Here is a 21,633-nt window from a genome sequence, read left to right as displayed (position 1 = left end):
TAGCTAACGTTAAGCCAACCAGCAAAAGACATGACATGCGACCAAAGTCGTCTTTATAAAAAATGCTTACAGAATAAGCTAATGCTGCCAATAAAACATTGAACCGCAGATAAATCTTCAGCATTAAGATACTTTACAAGTAAACGATTTGTAATAAAGGTTCATAGTAAAACAATCAAATTAGAATTGACTTAAAAATAACGGAAATAATGTGATAATACTCACTATTTTCTGTAAATAAACATTAAAAGTCGTTAAAATACGCCGCAGAAAAACGACGCTTTTTATCGTCACCTAGCCGTGCCATATATGCGGTCTATCAATTGCAGTAACCACAACCGTGGAAGGACTATTCATGTCAAAACGTACAATAACCGTGATCCCAGGTGATGGGATTGGCCCAAGCATTATCGATTCAGCATTGAAAATCCTCGACAAAGCAGGATGTAACTTTGAATATGAATTTGCAGATGCAGGGTTAACGGCGTTAGAAAAGCACGGTGAATTAGTACCACAACGTACATTAGACCTTATCGAGAAAAACCGCATTACGCTTAAAGGACCTTTAACCACACCTGTCGGTGAAGGTTTTACCTCTATTAATGTAAACTTACGTAAAAAGTTCAGTCTTTATGCTAACGTGCGCCCGGTGATTTCATTTAAAGGAACCCAAGCGCGTTATGAGAACATTGATATCATTACCGTGCGTGAAAACACTGAAGGCATGTACTCAGGCTTAGGCCAAAAAATCTCTGACGATGGTCAAACAGCCGAAGCGACCAGTATTATTACTCGTCAAGGTGCAGAGCAAATCACCACATTTGCTTACGAACTTGCTCGTAAAGAAAATCGTAAAAAAGTGACTATCGTTCATAAAGCTAACATCATGAAATCAACTTCAGGTTTATTCTTGAAAGTGGCACGTGAAGTGAGCTTGCGTTACCCAGACATCACCACCGAAGAAATGATTGTTGATGCCACTTGTATGAAACTGGTTATGAATCCTGAAAACTTTGATGTTATTGTGACCACTAACCTATTTGGCGACATCTTGTCTGATTTATGTGCCGGTCTTGTGGGCGGTTTAGGCATGGCTCCAGGGGCAAACATTGGTCGCGATGCCGCTATTTTTGAAGCGGTACACGGCAGTGCACCAGATATCGCAGGTAAAAACTTAGCTAACCCAACCTCGGTAATTTTAGCGTCGATTCAAATGCTAGAATACCTAGGTATGTCTGATAAAGCTGAGATGATCCGTAGCGCAGTATCGGCTGTTATTGAAGAAGGCGACCGTACTACCCGCGATTTAGGCGGCACTCACGGCACTACCGACTTCACTCAAGCAGTACTCGATCGTCTAGGATAATTCCATATGGTTACGTTAATGACTGAGTTATCTGTCATTAACTAAAAAGCCCCTTATGCAATGTTGCATAAGGGGCTTTTTGTTAGCGGCGCAATAGTATTTTTATGCGTAGCTCACACCCTTTTCAGGGAATATCCATAAATGCACGGTCACTTCATCGCGGTCATGATAAAGGTGCTTACACTGCATTTTAAAATCAATTTCATTTTCAGTTAAAATGGCACCAATGGTTTCTAAAATCACGCTAACTTCTTTATAGCGGCTTTTCATTGGTAACTTAAGATTAAAAATAGCTTCTTTAAACCAACCATTAATCGCCCATGCTTCCATTAATTCAGCAACTCGGGCTGGCTTTTCAACCATATCACACACTAACCAATACACATTTTTACGCGGTGGCTCAAAACGAAAACCATCTGCACGGTAATGCTTCACTTGGCCTGTTTCCATCAATTTTGGATCCATTGGACCGTTATCAACGGCAGCCACCATCATCCCACGGCGAACTAATTGGTAAGTCCAACCGCCAGGACAAGCGCCTAAATCAACGGCATTTAACCCACTACGACAACGTGTTTCTTGCTCTTCTTTAGTTAAAAAGGCTCCAAAAGCTTCATCTAGCTTAAGGCTTGAACGACTTGGTGCATCTGCAGCCATTCTTAACCGAGGAATACCCATAAAGTGTGGCGAACTATTGTGGCTTAACGAATAACCCGCATACGCTTTGCCTGGTCCGATAAAACACACATGAATAATAGGACGGCGGTCACTTTCAGCGTTAAGCAATGCGCCGCTCTTTTTTAAACCTTGACGTAACGGCACTGTCAATTTGCGACAAAATGCAGATAATTCTTTTGCTTCATTGGTGTCAGGCGTTTCAACGCGTAGCTCACCACATTTTGACAGCGCGGCCAATGAAGCCACAATAGGCCCGACTCGATCTTGTTCAGGCAAATCACTCAACAACTCACCCGCGGCAAACATCTGACGCGCAAAAACTAATGAACTAAGCGCCAATTCCTTAACTAACGTATCGGCACCATTATCGTCAAAACATTGATAAATCACATAGGCATCGTTAATATTGGTTTTAACAAAACCACCCACATTTAATTCTGTTGCACGTTGTTGAATTTCTGCCGCACAGTCTTTTTCATAGCCTGAGCGACAAAATAGGAATAGGTTTTTCATTTGGAGCCTTAGCGTAAGGATATTCGCATAATAGCGAGACAATAATCTCGCTATTATACTCAAAAATGCTCAAGGTGGGAGAATTTAGCTAAGGCATTATTCTGCTGATTTTGCATGCCAAATCGCCGCAGCAAATAACAACCACCCCACTAAGAAGCATAACCCGCCCATAGGCGTAATTGGGCCAATCCATTTAGCCCCCGTAAAGGCATAAAGGTATAGCGAACCAGAAAACAATATTATCCCGGCAATAAAGCTATAAGCTGCCCAGTTGATCAACTTAGAGGGGATCCAATGAGCAGAAAAAGCCAATGCAATCAATCCAAAGGTATGATAAAACTGATAATCGACCCCGAGTTTAAAAATACTCACTAATTCCGGTGGTGCGATAGTTTTAAGCCCATGAGCAGCAAAAGCACCCAGTGCTACAGCCATAAAACCACTTAATGTGGCAAATAATAATAGACCTTTATTCATTTTACTTAACCTCATACAACATAAACCGACAATGCATCATACTATTGAAGCAAGCTGGTTTTCGTGACTTAAACCATCACCATAGTTATTAATGCAGGTATTAATAACTATGGTGACGTTAATAAAAATATCAGCATAATAGACACAACATATGCGTAAAACATCGCGTTACAGGATTAACCTACTCGGGTAATAAACTGACGAATATTCTCAATGGCATGATTAAGATTGCCCTCAAGGGTATAACCAGACGATTTTCGCGGTTGTAAACTATGGTCGCCATCACCAATCCAACAGACTTCTGCATGTTCACCCAAAGTCCAATTGGGTACTTGTTGAAGGTCGCCAAATTTATCGCGTTCACCTTGAACAATCAGCATCGGAATGGAATTGTGCTGAATAGGCGCAAGTCGTGGTTCTCCACCTTTAAGGGGAATAAATGGGTAGCCCAAACACACAATTGCACTAATTTTATTGGCAACATCTTTAACAAGAGGTTGTTGTAATTGATGGTCAGAGCTGGTCAATATCGCCGACATGCGACCGCCCATTGACTTACCCATTAAGATTATCCGCTGACAATTGATAAGACCAAGAGCCATTTTTTGTTGAATATCAAGCAGCACCTGTTCATAGTGCGCAAGTAATTTAGGCGCACGGTCAGGCGGACGACGTTTACCATCTTGCATATTGGCTTGCATATACAAGAAATTAAATCGATACACTTGATAGCCTTGAGCGATTAACTTATCGGTCATCGAAGTCATATATTGATGATGCATATTCGCACCAGCACCATGAGCAAAAACAATCAAGGTGTCACTTTTAGAACCTTGCAAAAGAAAGTCTTCAGCTAATACTGGCGTATTATCCGGTAAGTAACTCACTACGCGACTCCTCTGCAAACATATCGACCATCCACTCTCTAAAAGCTGAAATTTTACCTATCTCTGAATGGTTTTGCTGACACACTAAATAATAAGCATCTTTGCTCACCAGCACCTCAGAAAACGGACACACTAAACGCCCAGCTTTGATATCAGGTCTTGCAAGTACACTATATCCTAATGCCACACCTTGGCCATGCGCAGCGGCTTGTAACACTAATGAAGAATGGCTAAATATCGGCCCTTGATTGACATTGATGTCAGTGACGCCACATTGCCTAAACCATGCCTGCCAATCTTGGCGACTGGAATCATGTAATAGAGTATGGAGCTTTAAATCACTCGGTTGAATTAATGGCTTAGGCCCATTAAGTAATAATGGTGAGCATACTGGAATCAGCACTTCATTACGCAGTTTATCCGCACGTAGTCCAGGCCAGTTACCTTGACCGTAATAAATCGCCACATCGACATCATCGGTTAACGAACTGGCATCACTGTCTACCGCTTTAATACGCACATCAATATCAGGATTTTTTTCGCTAAACTTAGCTAAACGAGGCACTAACCATTGAATAGCAAAACTCGGAGACATACTCACCGTTAACGATCCTACCGCGCTTCGGGCAAGCAGGCGATTAGTTGCCTCGCCGAGTTCAATAAAAATGTCTTTAATGTCCAGAAAATAGCTTTGGCCTTCTTCTGTTAACAATAATGATCTATTTTTACGTCTAAACAGTTTTAGCCCTAAAAAATCTTCTAATGCTTTAATTTGATGACTCACCGCAGCCTGAGTGACAAACAACTCTTCTGCGGCGCGGGTAAAGCTCAAATGTCGTGCTGCAGCTTCAAATGCTTTAACTGCATTCAAAGGAGGTAATCGTCTAGACATAGTGATCAATCTCTCGTTTTTTAATTAGTTTTTCTAATGATTATCGTTATTTTTTGTCGTTTGTAAAGAACACTGTGTTTGGTTAAATTAGCATCATTGAAAATACAGTTGGACAATCTCTACGATGTTACTGGGATAGTCCGGCAAATGTGACTTATTAGCCTGGAGGCTCATCCCCTATGTTCAACCTAAACACTATTTTTGCAGTCGCACTATTATCTATATTGGGTTTATCTTCTGCTCAAGCGACGGAACTAGAACCTATCGATATGATCGATTTACATGCTGAATTATCACAAAGCATTGAAGCGATGCAAATTGATATCAATAATGATGTTAACAGCATTTTAATTGCTGACAATGATGAACAACAAAAAACTTCAGAAGTGGTTCAAGCTAACTAGAGCTAGCTCATCTTAAGCACGTTACTGAGACAATAAAAAACCGCATTAAATGCGGTTTTTTATTGTCTGTGATTCATCTCACTCAAAGCGTATTACTGTTTAAGCTCACTGCCACAACTAACACTAACGTGGATAAATCCCTAAAAATAGACCAAAGTCACGACACCGCAAAGACGGTGTCGTTTCGACGGCTTAAGGGCGATACACTTTAACGTTAGTATAGCCCTTTTCTACAAGATATAAGGCTTGCAGCTTACTCATTACGCCACGATCGCAATATAACAAATACGTTTTAGACTTATCTAAATCGGCAAATTGGGTAGCTAACTTAAAGAATGGAATCGCTTTAACCATTACATTATCAATTAATAATGGGCTACGTTCTTCTTCTTCAGGTGCACGAACATCAATAATTATTTCGCCAGAAGCGACATCGTTAACCGTTTCGGTCTCGGTCACTTGTTGGTTCATTTCAGCTTCAATATCACGAATATCCATTACCACAGCAGATGCAACCACACGGTCGATTAAATCTTCAGAGAATTTAAGTTCTTCGGCTTCAACCTTAGATAATACCGCTTTAACCGTAGGTTTTTGTGAAATAACACCACAATACTCGGGAATAGATTTAGCAAAATCTTCAGTGCCAATAATACGGCTCTGATTAATAATATCTTGTTTGTCCATTGCGATAAGCGGGCGTAAAATCAATAAATCGGTGCTGCGATCGATAACATTTAGATTCGTCAGTGTTTGGCTAGATACTTGACCTAAGCTCTCACCTGTCACTAGTGCTTGAATACCGTATTTGTCAGCAATACGCGTTGCTGCTCGCATCATTACACGCTTAAGTACCACACCCATCTGACCGTTATCAATACGCTCTAAAATCTCTTCAACTACAGGCTCAAATGGCACCGACACAAAACGTACTTTGTGAGACTCACCGTACTTCTTCCATAGATGGTAAGCGACTTGCTTAACGCCAATTTCGTGCTGAGCGCCACCTAAATTAAAGAAACAGTAATGGGTACGAGCGCCTTTTTTAATAAACTGAAAACTCGACACACCAGAATCGAAACCGCCTGAAATAAGCGACAACACATCTTCTTGGGTCGCCATCGGAAAACCACCCAAACCTTGAATACGACGCTCAACCATGTAAAGCTTATCTTGATTGATTTCAAGATTAACGGTCACGTCAGGGTCTTTAAGTTTTACCCCTAGCGCCTCAGTGTGTTGATTTAATCCGCCACCGACATAACGCTCAACATCAATTGAATTAAAGTCATGATTACCAGAACGTTTTACGCGGACACAAAAAGTTTTACCGGCAATTTCATCGCGGTACTTTGGTAAAGCTTGCTGATAAATATGATCGATTGAATCAAAAGTGTACTCACTCACTTGCACCACGTGAGCAATACCTGGAATACACGCTAGTCGCTCTGCAAAAACGTCACATAACTGCGGTTTATCGCTCGGTACTTGCACGATTATACGATCGTATAAGCGTTGTACTTTTGCACCTTCATCCACATTTTTAAGCACATTACGTATATTAGTTTCAAGCATTTTGGTAAAGCGCATTCTTACCGACTTGCTCTTCATCATAATTTCAGGGTACAGCTTTACAATAAACTTCATGGGGCGTCCACAGGTATCACCATCAAATAGCACTACACTCGGTTTTGCTAAATAAAAAAGACAGTAATACCTTGATAATAAATTAAAAAAACAGCACAGCTCTATTTTCTAGATGTGTATACAATCCAGTCAATAGCATAACGTATGCAATAATTCGTCGATTATACCAAATGATGCCTATTAACCAAACATATTCACTTTTTTATCTGTTATTTGTTAGTAAAAGCGCTGTAAGGCACATTTATAAAACAAAAAAGCGCAATCTCTTTAACTTGTAGAGATTGCGCTTATCTTTTGATGGCAAACTATTGAGTTATAATTATTTCATTCGACTCTTTCGCTTTGCCTTGTTCGATAGAGATTTCTACCCGGCGGTTTCGAGCCTGATTTTCAATAGAATCATTGGCGATTAATGGTCGATTAGACGCCTCGCCAACCACTTTCATCCTTGATTCATCAAAACCAGAAACTCTTCTTAGTTCATGAGCCACAGCCACAGCTCGTTGGCTTGATAGTTCCCAGTTTGAGCTGTAAAGCTCATTATTGATATCAGCACCATCAGTGTGACCCGACACCGTAATAATCCCAGGGACATCTTTTAATAATTCACCAATTGAGCGCACAATAGGTTTGAACTTAGGTTGTAAAAAGCCTGAGCCCGAAGCAAAAGAGCCTTTCTCACGGATACGAATAATAATTTGTTGGCCTAAAGATTCAATTTCAATGGCGCCATCGACAATTTCTTCATTGAGTTTTTCAGCCATTTTTTTAACTTGATCATTAATGTTTTCTTGCGAAGAGGCAGCGTCTTTTTTAACGGCTTCAGCTTCTTGTTGCGCTGTTGCAGCTGCATTGCCACCGCGTTGCTCACCATTCTGTTTTTGAGTCCCACCCGCGCTGTCTTCTTCACCCGCCTGATATTCTATCGTCGGTTGAGTCATTTCATTGGTTTGTTGATTAATGATCTCTATTGGAGTGGGATCGGGGCGACCTGGGCGGAATTCAAGTGCAATAACAGACGTCCCCTTAGGAATGTCTTTTACTTCAACTTTGTTTTGTACCCCGAATGCATACTTCATTGAACCAGCGATTTGTTTAAACTTCATCACGTCCATTTCAGAGAACGCTAACAACAACACGAAGAAACACATCAGCAACGACATTAAGTCTGCGAATGTGGCAAGCCACATAGGGGCGCCAGCGGGTGGACAATCACACTTGGCCTTAGCCATGAGTTACTCTCCGTCCGTTGTATCGATTTTTCGCACACTTTCAGCCAAATAGTTCTTCAAAAAGCCTTCAATAACCCGTGGATTCTGTCCATCTTGAATCGCTAATACTGCATCCATAATTAAATTACGATTAAGCAATTCTTCATTCATCCGTAATGATAATTTATCCGCCATCGGGATGGCGATCATGTTGGCAATCACCGCGCCGTAAAGAGTCGTTAACAATGCCACTGCCATTGAAGGTCCAATAGACTTTGGATCGTCCATGTTAGATAGCATTGCCACTAAACCAACTAAAGTACCAATCATGCCCATTGCAGGTGCCACATCGCCCATGGCTTTAAAAATACCCACCCCTGTTTTGTGGCGTTCTTCAGTTAATGCGATGTCTTTTTCTAATGCGTTGCGCACCACATCACCGTCATGGCCATCAACTAACATATCAACGGCTTTTTGCATAAAGGTGTTGGTAATAACCGCTTCTTCTAATGCTAAAAAACCGCCTTTACGGGCAGCATCAGCCATGGTGACAGCTTGTTCTATCAAGTCTTCAGGTTTATCTAATTTAAACATGAAGGCTTTCATACCAATCTTTATTGAACCTAAAAATTGCTTTAGGTTAAATTTCATCATCACCACAAATAAAGAGCCTGCCACAACAATCAAAATTGACGGTACATCGATAAATAATCCGATACCACCACTGGTGATCATCGCACCAATAATAAATGCAAAAGCACCGATAATACCTATTAGGGTAGCTAAATCCACAACCTCTCCTCAATCGCAGTCGTTATGCTGCTTATTTGTGCTACTTCCATCGTGCTGTTAGCGCACGTTATATGATCCGAATAATCCGACAGCATTTTGTGTTGATAACAATGCCCATCGTTATGTATTACAGCAAAAGTTTCAATACTATTTTTGCTAGCAAATTTAAATCATGACTTGTTATCGGACAAACTTGGCTCAAGTTTAGCTTGTTTTTGTACATTCTAAACAAAATTCAATAACAAAGCGTGCTGTTGAGCAAATAACCAGCGACTGTATTTGACCGATACGCTGGGCTGATATACCTTGTCACACGCTGAATGAAAGGAATATTACTCGTGGCTAAAAAACCTGAAAATCTCAGTTTTGAACAATCATTAACTGAACTTGAAACCATTGTTGCTCATTTGGAGCAAGGTGAAGTGTCGCTGGATGATGCACTTAAGCAGTTTGAGCGTGGCATTAAGTTAGTACGTCAAAGCCAAGCCAAACTTGAGCAAGCACAGCAAAAAGTCTCTATCTTATTAAATGAAGATGATGCTGAATTAGCGTCGTTCACTGTAGAAAGTGAATAATCGTCAACATAGTGTGTATTAAATAATAGGTCTTGATACGTGTTAGCTGAAGCAATAACAACATACCAAAATCGCGTTAATGGTATTCTTAACCAACATTTAACGCTGCTCGATGACGCTGCACCAGATTTAAAAGCAGCGATGCTCCATGGTGCGCTATTGGGTGGGAAACGCATAAGACCATTTTTGGTCTACAGTGTAGGTGACATGCTCGGTGTCAATATCAATGCACTTGATAAAGCCGCGGCTGCTATTGAGTGTATTCATGCCTATTCATTAATACACGATGACTTACCGGCAATGGATAACGATGCACTTCGTCGTGGCCAACCAACTGTTCATATTGCATTTGACGAAGCCACCGCGATTTTAGCCGGTGATGCGTTGCAAACATTGGCTTTTGAAATTATCACAGCCCCTTGTAATGACTTACATCCGAAGCAACAACTGGCGATGGTCAGAGTACTCGCAAAAGCTTCAGGGTATCAAGGTATGTGCGGTGGGCAGGCGATTGATCTGAGTGCAACAGATCACAGTATAAATTTAGACCGATTAACCGAATTACATAATAAAAAAACCGGAGCGTTAATCAGTTGTGCGGTTGAGCTTGCCTTAATCGCTGCTGACGTACCCGATGAGCATTATAAATTAATGATGAAATATGCCCATACGCTTGGGCTAGCTTTTCAAGTGCAAGATGATATTTTAGATATTACTGCTAGCACCGAAGAGCTAGGCAAACCACAAGGCAGCGATCAGCAATCGAATAAAAGCACTTTCCCGAAACTATTGGGTCTCGATGGTGCCAAAGCCTGTGCAGAACAACTAATACAAGATGCACTATCAGCGCTGACTAAATTACCATACAATAGCCAGTTAATTGCAGACTTCGCCTACTACATTATTGAGCGAAGATTATAATAAAGAGTCAGACAATCTCGCTATGAGCTTCGATATTTCTAAATTTCCAGTACTAGCGAAAGCTAATACACCAGAAGAATTAAGGAAGTTACCTCAAGGTTTACTTCCTCAAGTGTCTGATGAACTCAGACAGTTCTTACTTCAGTCTGTTGCTATTTCTAGCGGACATTTTGCTTCTGGCTTAGGCACAGTTGAATTAACTGTGGCACTTCATTATGTCTACAATACCCCATTTGATCAGTTAGTTTGGGATGTAGGGCATCAAGCTTATCCACATAAAATCCTTACCGATCGTCGTGAGCAGATGCATACTATTCGACAAAAGAATGGCTTACATCCTTTCCCATGGCGTGAAGAAAGCCCATACGATACGTTTAGCGTGGGTCACTCTGGCACCTCTGTTAGCGCCGCCTTAGGTATGGCGATTGCGGCAGGTAAAGAAGGTGCGGGTCGAAAAGTGGTTGCTGTTATTGGTGATGGCGCCATGACCGGGGGAATGGTGTTTGAAGCCTTAAATCATGCTGGCGACTTGCACAATGACATGCTCGTGGTACTGAATGACAATGAAATGTCAATTTCTGAAAATGTTGGCGCGCTTAATAATCATTTGGCGCAGCTGATGTCAGGTCGTTTTTATACCACCATTCGAGAAAACAGTAAAAAGGTCCTTAAAGGGATGCCGGTCATTAAAGAAATGGCTAAGCGTACTGAAGAGCACCTTAAAGGCATGGTGGTGCCTGCAACGTTATTTGAAGAACTAGGGTTTAATTATATTGGCCCAATAGATGGTCACGATGTTGATTCTCTCGTTGAAACAATGCGTAATATGCGTAACCTCAAAGGTCCACAGATACTGCATATCATGACAAAAAAAGGTCGTGGTTATGAGCCTGCTGAAAAAGATCCTATCGGCTGGCACGCGGTGCCTAAATTTGATCCTAGCCAGTTTAAGAAACCGACAACGAAACCAGGTTTACCTACGTTTTCACAAGTGTTTGGTAAATGGTTATGCGACATGGCTGCCACAGACGACAAATTAGTCGCTATTACGCCCGCTATGCGTGAAGGCTCTGGCATGGTTGAGTTTTCGCAACGATTCCCAAGCCAATATTTTGATGCTGCCATTGCCGAACAGCATGCGGTCACCTTATCCGCAGGGTTTGCCTGTGCAGGTCTAAAGCCTGTGGTTGCTATTTACTCGACTTTTTTACAGCGCGGATACGATCAACTTATCCACGATGTGGCTTTGCAACGTTTACCAGTATTATTCGCTATTGACCGTGGTGGTATTGTTGGTGCAGATGGCCCAACTCATCAAGGGGCATTCGATTTAAGCTTTATGCGTTGTATTCCTAATATGATCATTATGGCGCCATCAGATGAAAACGAATGCCGTCAAATGCTCTATACAGGTTATTGCTATCAAGATGGGCCGACTGCGGTACGTTACCCTCGAGGGTTTGCGACTGGGGCTGAACAAGTCGAGGCCATGACATTAATACCGATAGGTAAAGGGGTATTAACCCGTCAAGGTCAAAAAATTGCCATTGTTAACTTTGGTACCACACTTGAAGCTGCTACCTATGCTGCTGAAAAACTGGATGCTACCATTGCCGATATGCGCTTTGTTAAGCCACTAGATTTAGCCTTGCTTGAACAACTTGCCAATAGCCATGATGTTATCGTTACCGTTGAAGAAAATGCGATTATGGGTGGTGCGGGTTCTGGAGTGATTGAAGCATTACACAAAATGCGGATCGTGAAACCTGTGTTACAGATTGGTTTGCCTGATGAATTTATTCAACACGGCGCACCTGATGAAATCATCACGGATCTTCAACTTGATGCTGAAGGTATTTTAGCGCAAATCCAAGCATTTATGGCTTAATATTCTACTGTTATTACTGGCAGAGGATCAAAAAAGGACTGAAAATTCAGTCCTTTTTTATGGCTCGCGTTCTAGTGATCATAGTGCACGTAACTATGATAAATAGCACTATAATAAATAGCACTATAATAAATAGGACTATATGAATAGCACTATGTTGAAGAACATTATAATGCTATTGGCTACAGCTCTAGTGTCAACAAGCGAGTATTGAGATTAACGTTATCGTTAAGCTTCAACATCCACACTGCCACCGCCTTGAGATACCATCACCATCGCAGGACGCAGTAAACGGTCATTCAATAAATAACCTTTCTGCATGACCATCATGACAGTGTTGGCAGGAAATTCAGCACTTGGCTGCATCCCAATAGCTTGATGATGTTCAGGGTTAAATGCTTGGCCTTGTGGATCAACTTGAGTTACACCAAACTTTGCCACCGAGGTTAAAAACCCTTTCATGGTCAGTTCGACACCCTCATAAATCGCTTTAGTCGCTTCATCTTCAGGGTTAGTCCCCTGTAAGGCGCGTTCCATATTATCGATTACAGGTAAGAGTTCGTTAGCAAACTTTTCCAAGGCAAACTTACGTGCTTGCTCGACATCTTTTGCCGCGCGAGTACGAATGTTCTGTGTTTCTGCCGCTGCGCGCATTTCAACATCTTTACGCTCAGCTAACGCAGTTTCAGACTCAGCCAATAGTTGCTCTAGTTCTTCAATTCGAAAATTTGCTTGGGTTACTTCATCCATCAAACTTGCCTCATCAGCCACAACTTCAGGAGTTACAGCTTCTTCCACTTGATCTTGCGATGTGTTGTTCGATTCGTTGCTCATTTTCACTCCAGCTAAAAAATGCGTTATTTCGTATTCTACGACAATAAAATAAAGTGGCCATTTACTGATAAATTAACAGCAAATCTCACACTTCTAATAAGTTTGAGTATATTATGGGGATCAATTCTTATGTTTCAAGGCCTAAAGGCATAACAAACTCGAATATGACTAAAATGTTCCAGACAATCGGTCTCATCGGTAAACCACATCATCAAGGGACTAACCTCACGTTAACCCGATTGCATCATTGGTTAAGCATGCAGGGCTTTAGGGTTATCGTTGAAGGACGAGTCTCTGCAGAGCTGGGGGTAGATGTTTGTTCAATGGACCTACTTGAAATGGGTGAACATTGTGATTTAGCCATCGTAGTTGGTGGTGATGGTAATATGTTAGGTGCAGCCCGAGTATTGGCGCGTTTTAATGTTGCCGTGATTGGTGTAAACCGGGGTAACTTAGGTTTTTTAACTGATTTACCTCCTGATAACTTCGAAGAAGCCTTGTCTAAAGTGCTCGGCGGTGAATTTGAAACTGAACACCGTTTTTTACTGGAGGCTGAAGTTCACCGTCACGGAAAAATAACCGCCAGTAATACCGCCGTCAATGAAGCTGTACTTCACCCTGGCAAAATTGCTCATATGATCCAATTTGAGGTTTATATTGATGAACAATTTATGTATAGCCAGCGCGCTGATGGCATGATTGTGTCCACGCCAACAGGTTCTACTGCCTATTCTTTGTCTGCTGGCGGTTCAATATTAACACCTAATCTGCAAGCGCTTATTTTAGTGCCGATGTTTCCTCACACCTTGTCATGTAGACCCATTGTGGTCGATGCATGTAGCATCATTAAATTAGTGGTCTCACCTGAGAATGGTGAAAACCTCGAAGTCAGTTGTGATGGTCATGTCCATTTAGCTGTATTACCAGGCGATGAAATTTTTATTCGCCGCTCAAATGAACGCCTAAGACTCATCCACCCCAAAGGTCATAATTATTTTCACGTATTACGTAACAAATTAGGCTGGGGAAGTAAACTTTTCTAACTGTTTGAACTCGATCACAACACCGTCGCCTTTCTAGTGAGCCCCTTCACATTACCAAATGCTAATTAAATATATTGTAAGCCAATCGATAACTCGCTTGGTTTTACTTTATATGACCTGTTATATCCCTATAAAGCGTGATCTCAACCACGCACTAAAAACCTTGCACCGGATGCGCTTCACAGTTCTGTTGGCTAATGCACTTTCTCGTTTGTTAGATGATCTCGATCAACACTTTTAACACTTAAATAACGTCTATTACGCCCTAGTTAGACAAATGCTGACAAATAATAACAATTTAGTACCCACTTATAGTGATACGAGGTATGCATGACAATATTACAGATACTAGCAAGCTTGACCCCCATTATTAGCGTAATGGTATTTTTAGTGCTTATGCGCCTACCGGCGTCTAAAGCAATGCCCATATCAATGGTCGCTACAGGCCTTGTAGCAATGTTTATTTGGCAAATGGATACGCAACTCCTTGCGGCATCTGTTGTCGAAGGTCTTCTCGCGGCGTTAACACCACTGACCATTATTTTTGGTGCGGTATTTTTGTTAAATACCCTTAAATATTCTGGCGCCATGGACACTATTCGTTCAGGCTTTACTAACATCAGTGCCGATGCGCGAGTTCAGGTGATTATTATTTGCTGGTTGTTTGGATCGTTTATTGAAGGCTCTGCAGGCTTCGGTACTCCAGCTGCAATCGGTGCACCGCTACTAGTATTATTAGGTATCCCACCCATTGCTGCAGCCGTAGTGGCCTTGATTGCTGATTCAACATCAGTGTCATTTGGCGCAATTGGTTTACCTGTTCTATTTGGGATGGAACAAGGCCTAACAGAAGGCGGCGTTAACATGGCGGCAGCTCAAATTGCTGAACATGGTGGCACCTTCGCAGGTTATGCACAGTATATTGCTAAACACATGATCACCATCGACTTAATAACAGGTACATTAATTCCGTTAGTGATGGTTTGTGTATTAACAGGATTTTTTGGTCGCAACAAGTCGATTAAAGAAGGTTTACAAGTTTGGAAATTTGCAATATTTGCGGGTTTTGCCTTTACCATACCAGCATGGTTAATTAACTATTTTGCCGGTCCTGAATTCCCTTCTGTTATTGGTGCTCTTGTGGGTATGGCGTTAGTTATCCCTGTCGCGAGAAAAGGCTGGTTACTGCCATCAACACCTTGGTGTGACTTCAGCGAAAACGACAATAAATCAGATGAAGAGCTCGCGATTAATCAAACACCGGTTAAATTCTCACAAATTGCCGCTTGGTCTCCATACATCATTATGGCGTCGTTATTAGTCTTATCTCGTGTCGTTACTCCATTTAAAAGCTGGTTGCTTGGCTTTAATATTAGCTGGACGGGTTTATTAGGCACAGAGCTTAAAGCCGGCTTTGCTACATTGTATGCACCGGGAATCTTCTTTGTTGTTGTATGTTTATTCGGTTTTATCTTATTTAAAATGAAACCTACTGCAATGAAGCAATCAATCACCGTATCTTGTCGTTCAATGTTACCAACGATCATTTCATTAGGTGCATCAGTACCTATGGTAAAAATATTCCTAAACTCAGGTGAAAATGGCGCTGGTCTCGCTTCAATGCCAGTTGCATTAGCAGACCTACTGGCCAATAGCATGGGCTCAGTTTGGGCTTGGGTTTCACCTATTGTCGGTATTTTTGGTGCCTTCCTGTCAGGTTCTGCGACTTTCTCAAACATGATGTTCTCAGGCTTACAGTATTCAGTTGCAGATAATATCGGCATGAATCACGCCATCGCGTTAGCGTTGCAAGGCATTGGAGCCAATGCGGGCAACATGATGTGTGTAATGAACGTCGTTGCTGCTGCTACCGTGGTAGGAATGGCAGGTCGTGAGTCTGAAATTATTCGTAAAACAATGCCTATCGCACTGGGTTATGCCTTAGTTGCAGGCACTATTGCTGTTATCTGGGGTGGATTCTAATTAACGATAAAGTTACTTATATTCTAACGATAACAATACAACAGCAGGCACAAAATGCCTGCCGTTCATTCGAGTGTAAAGAGAGCATGTTATGACTATTAATTATCAAGTAGTGATGGATACGTTAACGTCACAGCTCGGCAGTCACGCCGTATCCAATGATCCAGTGCGTCGTTTTGCTTGGTCAACTGATGCCAGTTACTTTCGTATCGTACCTGAAATTGTGGTACACGCAGATACTCCAGAACAAGTTAAAATAACCCTTAATATCGCCAGAGCACATAATGTGCCAGTAACCTTTCGTGCTGCCGGTACCAGTTTATCTGGCCAGGCAATTGGTGATGGTATTTTACTTATTTTGGGCCATGATGGTTTTAGAAACATTGAAATCAGTGAAGATAGAAATTCAATCACTCTAGGTGCTGCGGTCATTGGTTCAGATGCCAACATGGCATTAAAACCCTTCAATAAAAAAATTGGTCCCGATCCAGCCACACTAGCCTCTGCACAAATTGCCGGAATGGTAGCAAATAATGCATCTGGAATGTGTTGTGGCACCGCGCAGAACAGTTATCAAACCATTAAATCAGTTAAATTAATGCTTGCCGATGGTACTGAACTTGATACAGGTTGTCCGCATTCAAAAGCAGCATTTAGCCAATCTAATCCTGCGTTACTTACGGCGTTAACCGATCTTGCGCAATTAACTCAAAATAATCCAACCCTATCGGCGCGGATCCGTAAAAAGTTCTCGATTAAGAACACCACGGGTTACAGCATTAATGCACTGGTAGATTTTAGCGATCCATTTGACATCATTAATCACTTAATTGTGGGCTCAGAAGGCACACTTGCGTTTGTAAATGAAGTCACTTATCACACCGTTGAAGAAGCTCAATTTAAAGCTTCTGCCATGGCGGTGTTCTTCAATATGGAAGATGCTGCCAGCGCAATACCACCGATTAAAGGTGATAGTGTGGCCGCTGCAGAATTACTTGATTGGGCATCGATTAAATCGGTTACCGGTAAAACTGGCATGCCGGAGTGGCTAAGTGATTTACCAGAAGGTTCAGCCATTCTATTAATTGAGTGTCGTGCTAATGACCCCGAAACGTTAGTGCAATACACTCAAGATGTGATCACAAAAATCGCTCACATTGACACTGAACGTCCAACTGAATTCAGTAATGATCCAGCAGTATTTGGCCAGTATTGGGCAATGCGCTCTGGTTTATTCCCTATTATTGGCGGTGCAAGACCTAAAGGCACATCGGTTATTATTGAAGATGTTGCATTCGAATTACAACATTTAGCCAGTGCAGCAGCAGACTTAACCGCTTTATTCCATCAACACGGTTACCCCGAAGGGGTGATTTATGGCCATGCTTTAGCCGGTAACTTCCATTTTATTATCACGCCAACGTTTGCCTCTCAAAATGATATCAATCGTTTCCAAAATTTCATGCAAGATGTCGCTGAAATGGTGATCAATAAGTACGATGGTTCGATGAAAGCAGAGCATGGTACTGGTCGAGCTGTAGCCCCCTTTGTTGAAATGGAATGGGGCACTGACGCATATACATTAATGAAGCAAATCAAACAAATTTTCGACCCAAGTAAATTGTTAAATCCTGGGGTTATTCTCAATGATGACACGCTGGTACATGTTAAAAACATCAAACCTTGCCCAGTGGTAGATGACTTTATTGATAAATGTATTGAATGTGGTTTTTGTGAGAAAACCTGTCCAACATCGGCGCTTAACTTCTCTCCGCGCCAACGTATTGCGGTATTGCGTGAAATTGAACGTTTAGAGCAATCGGGTGATAAAAAAGCCGCCGCAGAAATGCGTGCCAGTGCCAAATATGATGTGGTTGATACCTGTGCAGCCTGTCAGCTATGTACTATTGCCTGCCCAGTTGACAACAGCATGGGTAATTTGGTGCGTAAACTGCGCACACCGTACATCACCACCACAGAACAAAAAGTGCTCGACTTCCAAGCCAAGCATTTTGGCGCAGTAAACCAAGTGATCAGCACCGGCTTTGATATTTTAGGTATTGTGCATAAAATAACTGGCGATGGTATCACCAACTCGTTGATGAAAGCGGGTCGTTTGATTTCCAAAGAAGTACCTTATTGGAATCCAGACTTCCCTAAAGGTGGCAAAGTGGCAAAGCCATCAGCCCATAAACCGGGTCAACAAACAGTTTTATACTTCCCTGCATGTGGTGGCAGAACCTTTGGTCCAACACCAAAAGATCCTGACAACCGCACCTTGCCAGAAGTGGTTATGACTTTACTTGAACGCGCTGGCTACAATGTGATCATCCCAGAAAATACCCGCCATTTATGTTGCGGTCAGATGTGGGAATCAAAAGGTGATTTTAAAAACGCCGATGCTAAGCGTGATGAACTTATTGACGCACTCAGTACACAGTCTGAAAATGGCAAAGTGCCTATTATCGTTGATGCATTGTCTTGTACTTATCGCACATTAACCGGTAACCCTAAGGTGAAAATAACCGATTTAGTCGAGTTTATGCACGACGAGATGTTACCAAACATGACAATTACGAAGAAATCTAACGTCACTTTACACCAAGGCTGTAGTGCCCGTAAGATGAAATTAGAGCCTAAGCAACAAGCTATTGCTGATGCGTGTGCTAACCATGTAGTGTTGCCCGCGGGCATTAGCTGTTGTGGTTATGCCGGTGAAAAAGGGCTTTATAAGCCTGAAATTAATGCCAGCGCACTGCGTAACATTAAAAAGCTCATTCCGGCAGAAACGAAAGAAGGTTACTACGCTAACAGAATGTGTGAAGTCGGCTTAACCCAACACAGTGGTATTTCATACCGCCATTTAGCCTATTTATTAGAAGAATGTACTCGTTAAACTAATGGACCATCACAGTAAATAGCGTAAACAATAAGGGCATTGATATCATATCAATGCCCTTAATTTTTGTTACCATACTTAACACTAATATCCGAACTCAGCGTTAATTAGCGTACTCAAACGAGTCATCCTACTCAATCGAGAGGTACTATCAAAACGACATGTCCTATAAAACGAATTGCCCATCTCAACTCAGACTAAATCAATAAACACGCCAGTAACTGTTGCTGCAATCTTTCATGTTCAAGCGGCATATCGCTAATAATTTCGACCCGTGTATCTAGTGCATCATCAAGTTCATTAAGCATCAACTTATCATCCACCATATTGACACTGAGCACCCCATCCTGGGTAATAACAATAGCTTTTAATCTCAGTACCTTGTCCATTTTAACCGTGTCTACCCACGCCATAAATTGCTCAAACTGAAAACAATGTACTGCTGAAAATATCCAACCACTACTGTAACAACCCTCACCTTGGTTAGTTTTGTGAATAAACCCAGTAGGGGAAAACTCAGGGGTATCGATATCGCTCAGTGGTGGTTCGTTAGACAGCCAGTTATCCATAAGCGTTTTCCGCCCCAATAGCCGTTGTCCCGCTGGCACCGTTTGATACTTTGTCGGGGTATTTAAGCGCAATAATAACTGTTGGATTAGGTCAACATCAGTAAAGTGATTATCGACACTAATTAGTGGCGTCTGTTGTAAATGTAACTTGCTGAGGAATTGCTGTAACTGTAAATGATCTGTTTCAGTGTAATGCTGGGCTTTATTGGCCAACAGCACATCTGCCATCTGTAATTGCTGCGTAAACGTATCATGATTTCGATAGCGCGGATCGCTGACTTTACGCGCATCAACCAGACATACACTACTTTGCAAAGTAATAACATGTTGATAATATTCAGATGTTAATAACTTCACTATTTCAGCAGGATGCCCAAGCCCAGTAGGTTCTATCAATAACCGGTCCGGCTTAGTTTGCTGAATAAGTTGATTTATCGCGACTTGTGTTGGTAAGCCGGAGACGCAACACAGGCAACCACCTGGCACTTCTTTTATGACAATACTGGCAGGCTTTGCTGGTGTAACATCAGGACTATTATTACCTGCAGCAGTCGCATTTAACAAACCGCCATCAATGCCTATTTCGCCAAACTCATTTACCAGCACAGCCCACACTTCGTCTTTGGGCTTATGAGCTAATAATTGGCTAATGAGCGTGGTTTTACCCACACCCAGAAAGCCAGTAATAATATTGGTGTTAATCGGTTTTGTGATCATTTTTTCGCTTTAGCGTATTTACCCTTTCGAGTAGGTTTCACATCGGTTTGCGATGGCTTGCCACGTTTGTACTTAAGGACTTTTTTCGGTTTTTCTGCCGCAACATCGCGATATCGAGCCGGTAATGGCGCCCCTTCCTCGTACCCTGTTGGTACCAATATCGGCAATGATTGTTCAATAAGTTGTTCAATCGCGCCAAGTAACTCTAACTCTTGAGGACTCACCAGCGAAATGGCTTCACCGCCTAATCCCGCACGGCCTGTACGCCCTACTCTATGGATGTAATCTTCGCATTCTTCAGGTAATTCAAAGTTAATGACTCTTGGCAGAGCTTGAATATCAAGCCCTCGAGCGGCCAAGTCTGTAGCGATTAACACGCGTAATTGACCAGCTTTAAACTCTTCCAACGCACGATTTCGAGCCCCTTGGCTTTTATCACCGTGAAATACCGATGACTTAATACCGTCTAAGCTTAACTCGCGGTATAAATGATCTGCTGTTTCTTTACGGCTGGTGAACACCATAACTTGTTGCCAGTTATGCTTGCCAATTAATTCAGATAACAACTCAGCTTTTCGGCGGGTATCCACTTGATAGACTTGCTGGACAACATTAGCGGCAGTAGTTTGGGTTTCAACATGAACGTATTTAGGATTGTTTAGCATTTTAGCCGCTAGCGTTTTAACTTCTTCAGAAAAAGTAGCAGAAAACATCATAGTTTGATGTTGCCTGGCGATTAAACGCTTCACTTTTTCAATATCTTTAACAAAACCAAGGTCAAGCATGCGATCAGCTTCATCAATCACTAAGTGAGTAACAAAAGATAGATCCAATTCATGCTGGCCAATAATGTCAAACAATCGTCCTGGCGTTGCCACTAAAATATCGACGCCTTGTTCTAATGCCTTACGCTGAGGATTGATGCTCGCGCCACCATAAACGGCTAAGCTGGTCAGATTGATAAACTGGCTGTATTTAACTAAATTTTGCTCAATCTGAATTGCTAGCTCGCGAGTCGGTGTCATGATTAATGCGCGTAAACGATTTGGTGGCAATAAGTCTGAATGATCTTGCGCCATTAAATGACTTAGTAACGGTAACGCAAAAGCAGCTGTTTTTCCGGTACCGGTTTCGGCACTGGCCAATACATCTCGGCCATCGAGCGCTAGTGGGATCACAGCTTGTTGGACAGGAGTAGCAGTTTGATACCCAGATTGATTAACCGCATCTAATAATAATGGCGGTAACCCTAGCGACGTAAATGACATAACAGACCCAATAACACAAATAAAAATAGGTCGCTATTGTATACTAATCTAAACATCATTAACTATTAC

18 protein-coding genes are annotated in these 21,633 nt (G+C 41.9%); 8 read left to right on the top strand and 10 right to left on the bottom strand.

All coding sequences use genetic code 11. The annotated features are described in order from the left end of the window. The first annotated feature begins 355 nt into the window (after positions 1-355). Positions 356-1,366, top strand: a complete 1,011-nt coding sequence (locus tag H5125_RS14925; protein ID WP_162023585.1) for an isocitrate dehydrogenase — start codon at positions 356-358, stop codon at positions 1,364-1,366. A gap of 102 nt (positions 1,367-1,468) precedes the next feature. Here H5125_RS14925 and rlmM read toward each other — a convergent pair whose 3' ends face one another. From rlmM to H5125_RS14905, 4 genes are all read right to left on the bottom strand, one after another. After that, a complete protein-coding gene (rlmM, locus tag H5125_RS14920) occupies positions 1,469-2,557 on the bottom strand; it encodes a 23S rRNA (cytidine(2498)-2'-O)-methyltransferase RlmM (RefSeq protein ID WP_011638229.1) in 1,089 nt (362 codons plus the stop codon). Positions 2,558-2,653: 96 nt separating this feature from the next. Further along, on the bottom strand, positions 2,654-3,034 hold the full coding sequence (locus H5125_RS14915) for a DUF423 domain-containing protein (protein ID WP_011638230.1): 381 nt from the start codon (positions 3,032-3,034) through the stop codon (positions 2,654-2,656). A gap of 176 nt (positions 3,035-3,210) precedes the next feature. Next, positions 3,211-3,921: an alpha/beta family hydrolase gene (locus H5125_RS14910; RefSeq protein ID WP_182744637.1), complete on the bottom strand. Its 711-nt coding sequence runs from the start codon at positions 3,919-3,921 to the stop codon at positions 3,211-3,213. Continuing rightward, complete coding sequence (locus H5125_RS14905; protein WP_011638232.1) at positions 3,902-4,813, bottom strand: transcriptional regulator GcvA; 912 nt, start codon at positions 4,811-4,813, stop codon at positions 3,902-3,904. The genes H5125_RS14910 and H5125_RS14905 overlap by 20 nt, the downstream gene beginning before the upstream one ends. A gap of 179 nt (positions 4,814-4,992) precedes the next feature. Between H5125_RS14905 and H5125_RS14900 the strand changes: the two genes are divergently transcribed. Next, positions 4,993-5,217 (top strand): hypothetical protein, encoded by a 225-nt coding sequence (locus H5125_RS14900; RefSeq protein ID WP_162023587.1) that lies wholly within the window; start codon positions 4,993-4,995, stop codon positions 5,215-5,217. Positions 5,218-5,409: 192 nt separating this feature from the next. On the opposite strand, the gene thiI is transcribed toward H5125_RS14900, so the two are convergent. The 3 genes from thiI to pomA all read right to left on the bottom strand — a co-directional run bounded on the left by thiI (position 5,410) and on the right by pomA (position 8,867). After that, on the bottom strand, positions 5,410-6,864 hold the full coding sequence (gene thiI / locus H5125_RS14895) for a tRNA uracil 4-sulfurtransferase ThiI (protein WP_162023588.1): 1,455 nt from the start codon (positions 6,862-6,864) through the stop codon (positions 5,410-5,412). A gap of 305 nt (positions 6,865-7,169) precedes the next feature. Further along, a complete protein-coding gene (locus tag H5125_RS14890) occupies positions 7,170-8,096 on the bottom strand; it encodes a flagellar motor protein MotB (protein WP_182744636.1) in 927 nt (308 codons plus the stop codon). A gap of 3 nt (positions 8,097-8,099) precedes the next feature. Continuing rightward, complete coding sequence (gene pomA / locus H5125_RS14885) at positions 8,100-8,867, bottom strand: flagellar motor protein PomA (protein ID WP_101086485.1); 768 nt, start codon at positions 8,865-8,867, stop codon at positions 8,100-8,102. Between the two features lie 338 nt (positions 8,868-9,205). Here pomA and xseB point away from each other — a divergent pair, with 338 nt between their 5' ends. From xseB to dxs, 3 genes are read left to right on the top strand one after another with little or no spacing between them, the layout of a single operon-like run. Continuing rightward, positions 9,206-9,442, top strand: coding sequence for an exodeoxyribonuclease VII small subunit (gene xseB, locus H5125_RS14880; protein WP_011638237.1), 237 nt, complete (start codon positions 9,206-9,208; stop codon positions 9,440-9,442). Between the two features lie 39 nt (positions 9,443-9,481). Next, on the top strand, positions 9,482-10,363 hold the full coding sequence (gene ispA, locus H5125_RS14875) for a (2E,6E)-farnesyl diphosphate synthase (protein WP_182744635.1): 882 nt from the start codon (positions 9,482-9,484) through the stop codon (positions 10,361-10,363). Positions 10,364-10,385: 22 nt separating this feature from the next. Further along, positions 10,386-12,251, top strand: coding sequence for a 1-deoxy-D-xylulose-5-phosphate synthase (gene dxs / locus H5125_RS14870; protein ID WP_101086484.1), 1,866 nt, complete (start codon positions 10,386-10,388; stop codon positions 12,249-12,251). A gap of 228 nt (positions 12,252-12,479) precedes the next feature. Here dxs and grpE read toward each other — a convergent pair whose 3' ends face one another. Next, positions 12,480-13,085, bottom strand: a complete 606-nt coding sequence (gene grpE, locus H5125_RS14865) for a nucleotide exchange factor GrpE (RefSeq protein WP_162023589.1) — start codon at positions 13,083-13,085, stop codon at positions 12,480-12,482. 164 nt (positions 13,086-13,249) lie between these two features. Between grpE and nadK the strand changes: the two genes are divergently transcribed. The 3 genes from nadK to H5125_RS14850 all read left to right on the top strand — a co-directional run bounded on the left by nadK (position 13,250) and on the right by H5125_RS14850 (position 19,007). Then, positions 13,250-14,128, top strand: coding sequence for an NAD(+) kinase (gene nadK, locus H5125_RS14860; RefSeq protein WP_182744634.1), 879 nt, complete (start codon positions 13,250-13,252; stop codon positions 14,126-14,128). Positions 14,129-14,458: 330 nt separating this feature from the next. Next, the gene (locus tag H5125_RS14855) at positions 14,459-16,111 is read left to right on the top strand and encodes an L-lactate permease (protein WP_101086482.1); all 1,653 of its coding nucleotides are present in this window, start codon (positions 14,459-14,461) and stop codon (positions 16,109-16,111) included. 91 nt (positions 16,112-16,202) lie between these two features. Then, a complete protein-coding gene (locus tag H5125_RS14850) occupies positions 16,203-19,007 on the top strand; it encodes an FAD-binding and (Fe-S)-binding domain-containing protein (RefSeq protein ID WP_182744633.1) in 2,805 nt (934 codons plus the stop codon). A 200-nt stretch (positions 19,008-19,207) separates the two neighbouring features. Here the strand turns inward: H5125_RS14850 and H5125_RS14845 are convergent, their stop codons facing one another. Next, positions 19,208-20,296 (bottom strand): GTP-binding protein, encoded by a 1,089-nt coding sequence (locus H5125_RS14845; RefSeq protein ID WP_182744632.1) that lies wholly within the window; start codon positions 20,294-20,296, stop codon positions 19,208-19,210. Beyond that, positions 20,293-21,564, bottom strand: coding sequence for a DEAD/DEAH box helicase (locus H5125_RS14840; RefSeq protein WP_182744631.1), 1,272 nt, complete (start codon positions 21,562-21,564; stop codon positions 20,293-20,295). Before H5125_RS14840 ends, H5125_RS14845 begins: the two co-directional genes overlap by 4 nt. Positions 21,565-21,633 lie beyond the last annotated feature (69 nt).

The organism is Shewanella sp. SR44-4 (assembly GCF_014163715.1).
Classification (GTDB): Bacteria; Pseudomonadota; Gammaproteobacteria; order Enterobacterales; family Shewanellaceae; genus Shewanella.
This window is presented reverse-complemented; position numbering and strand designations above follow the sequence as displayed.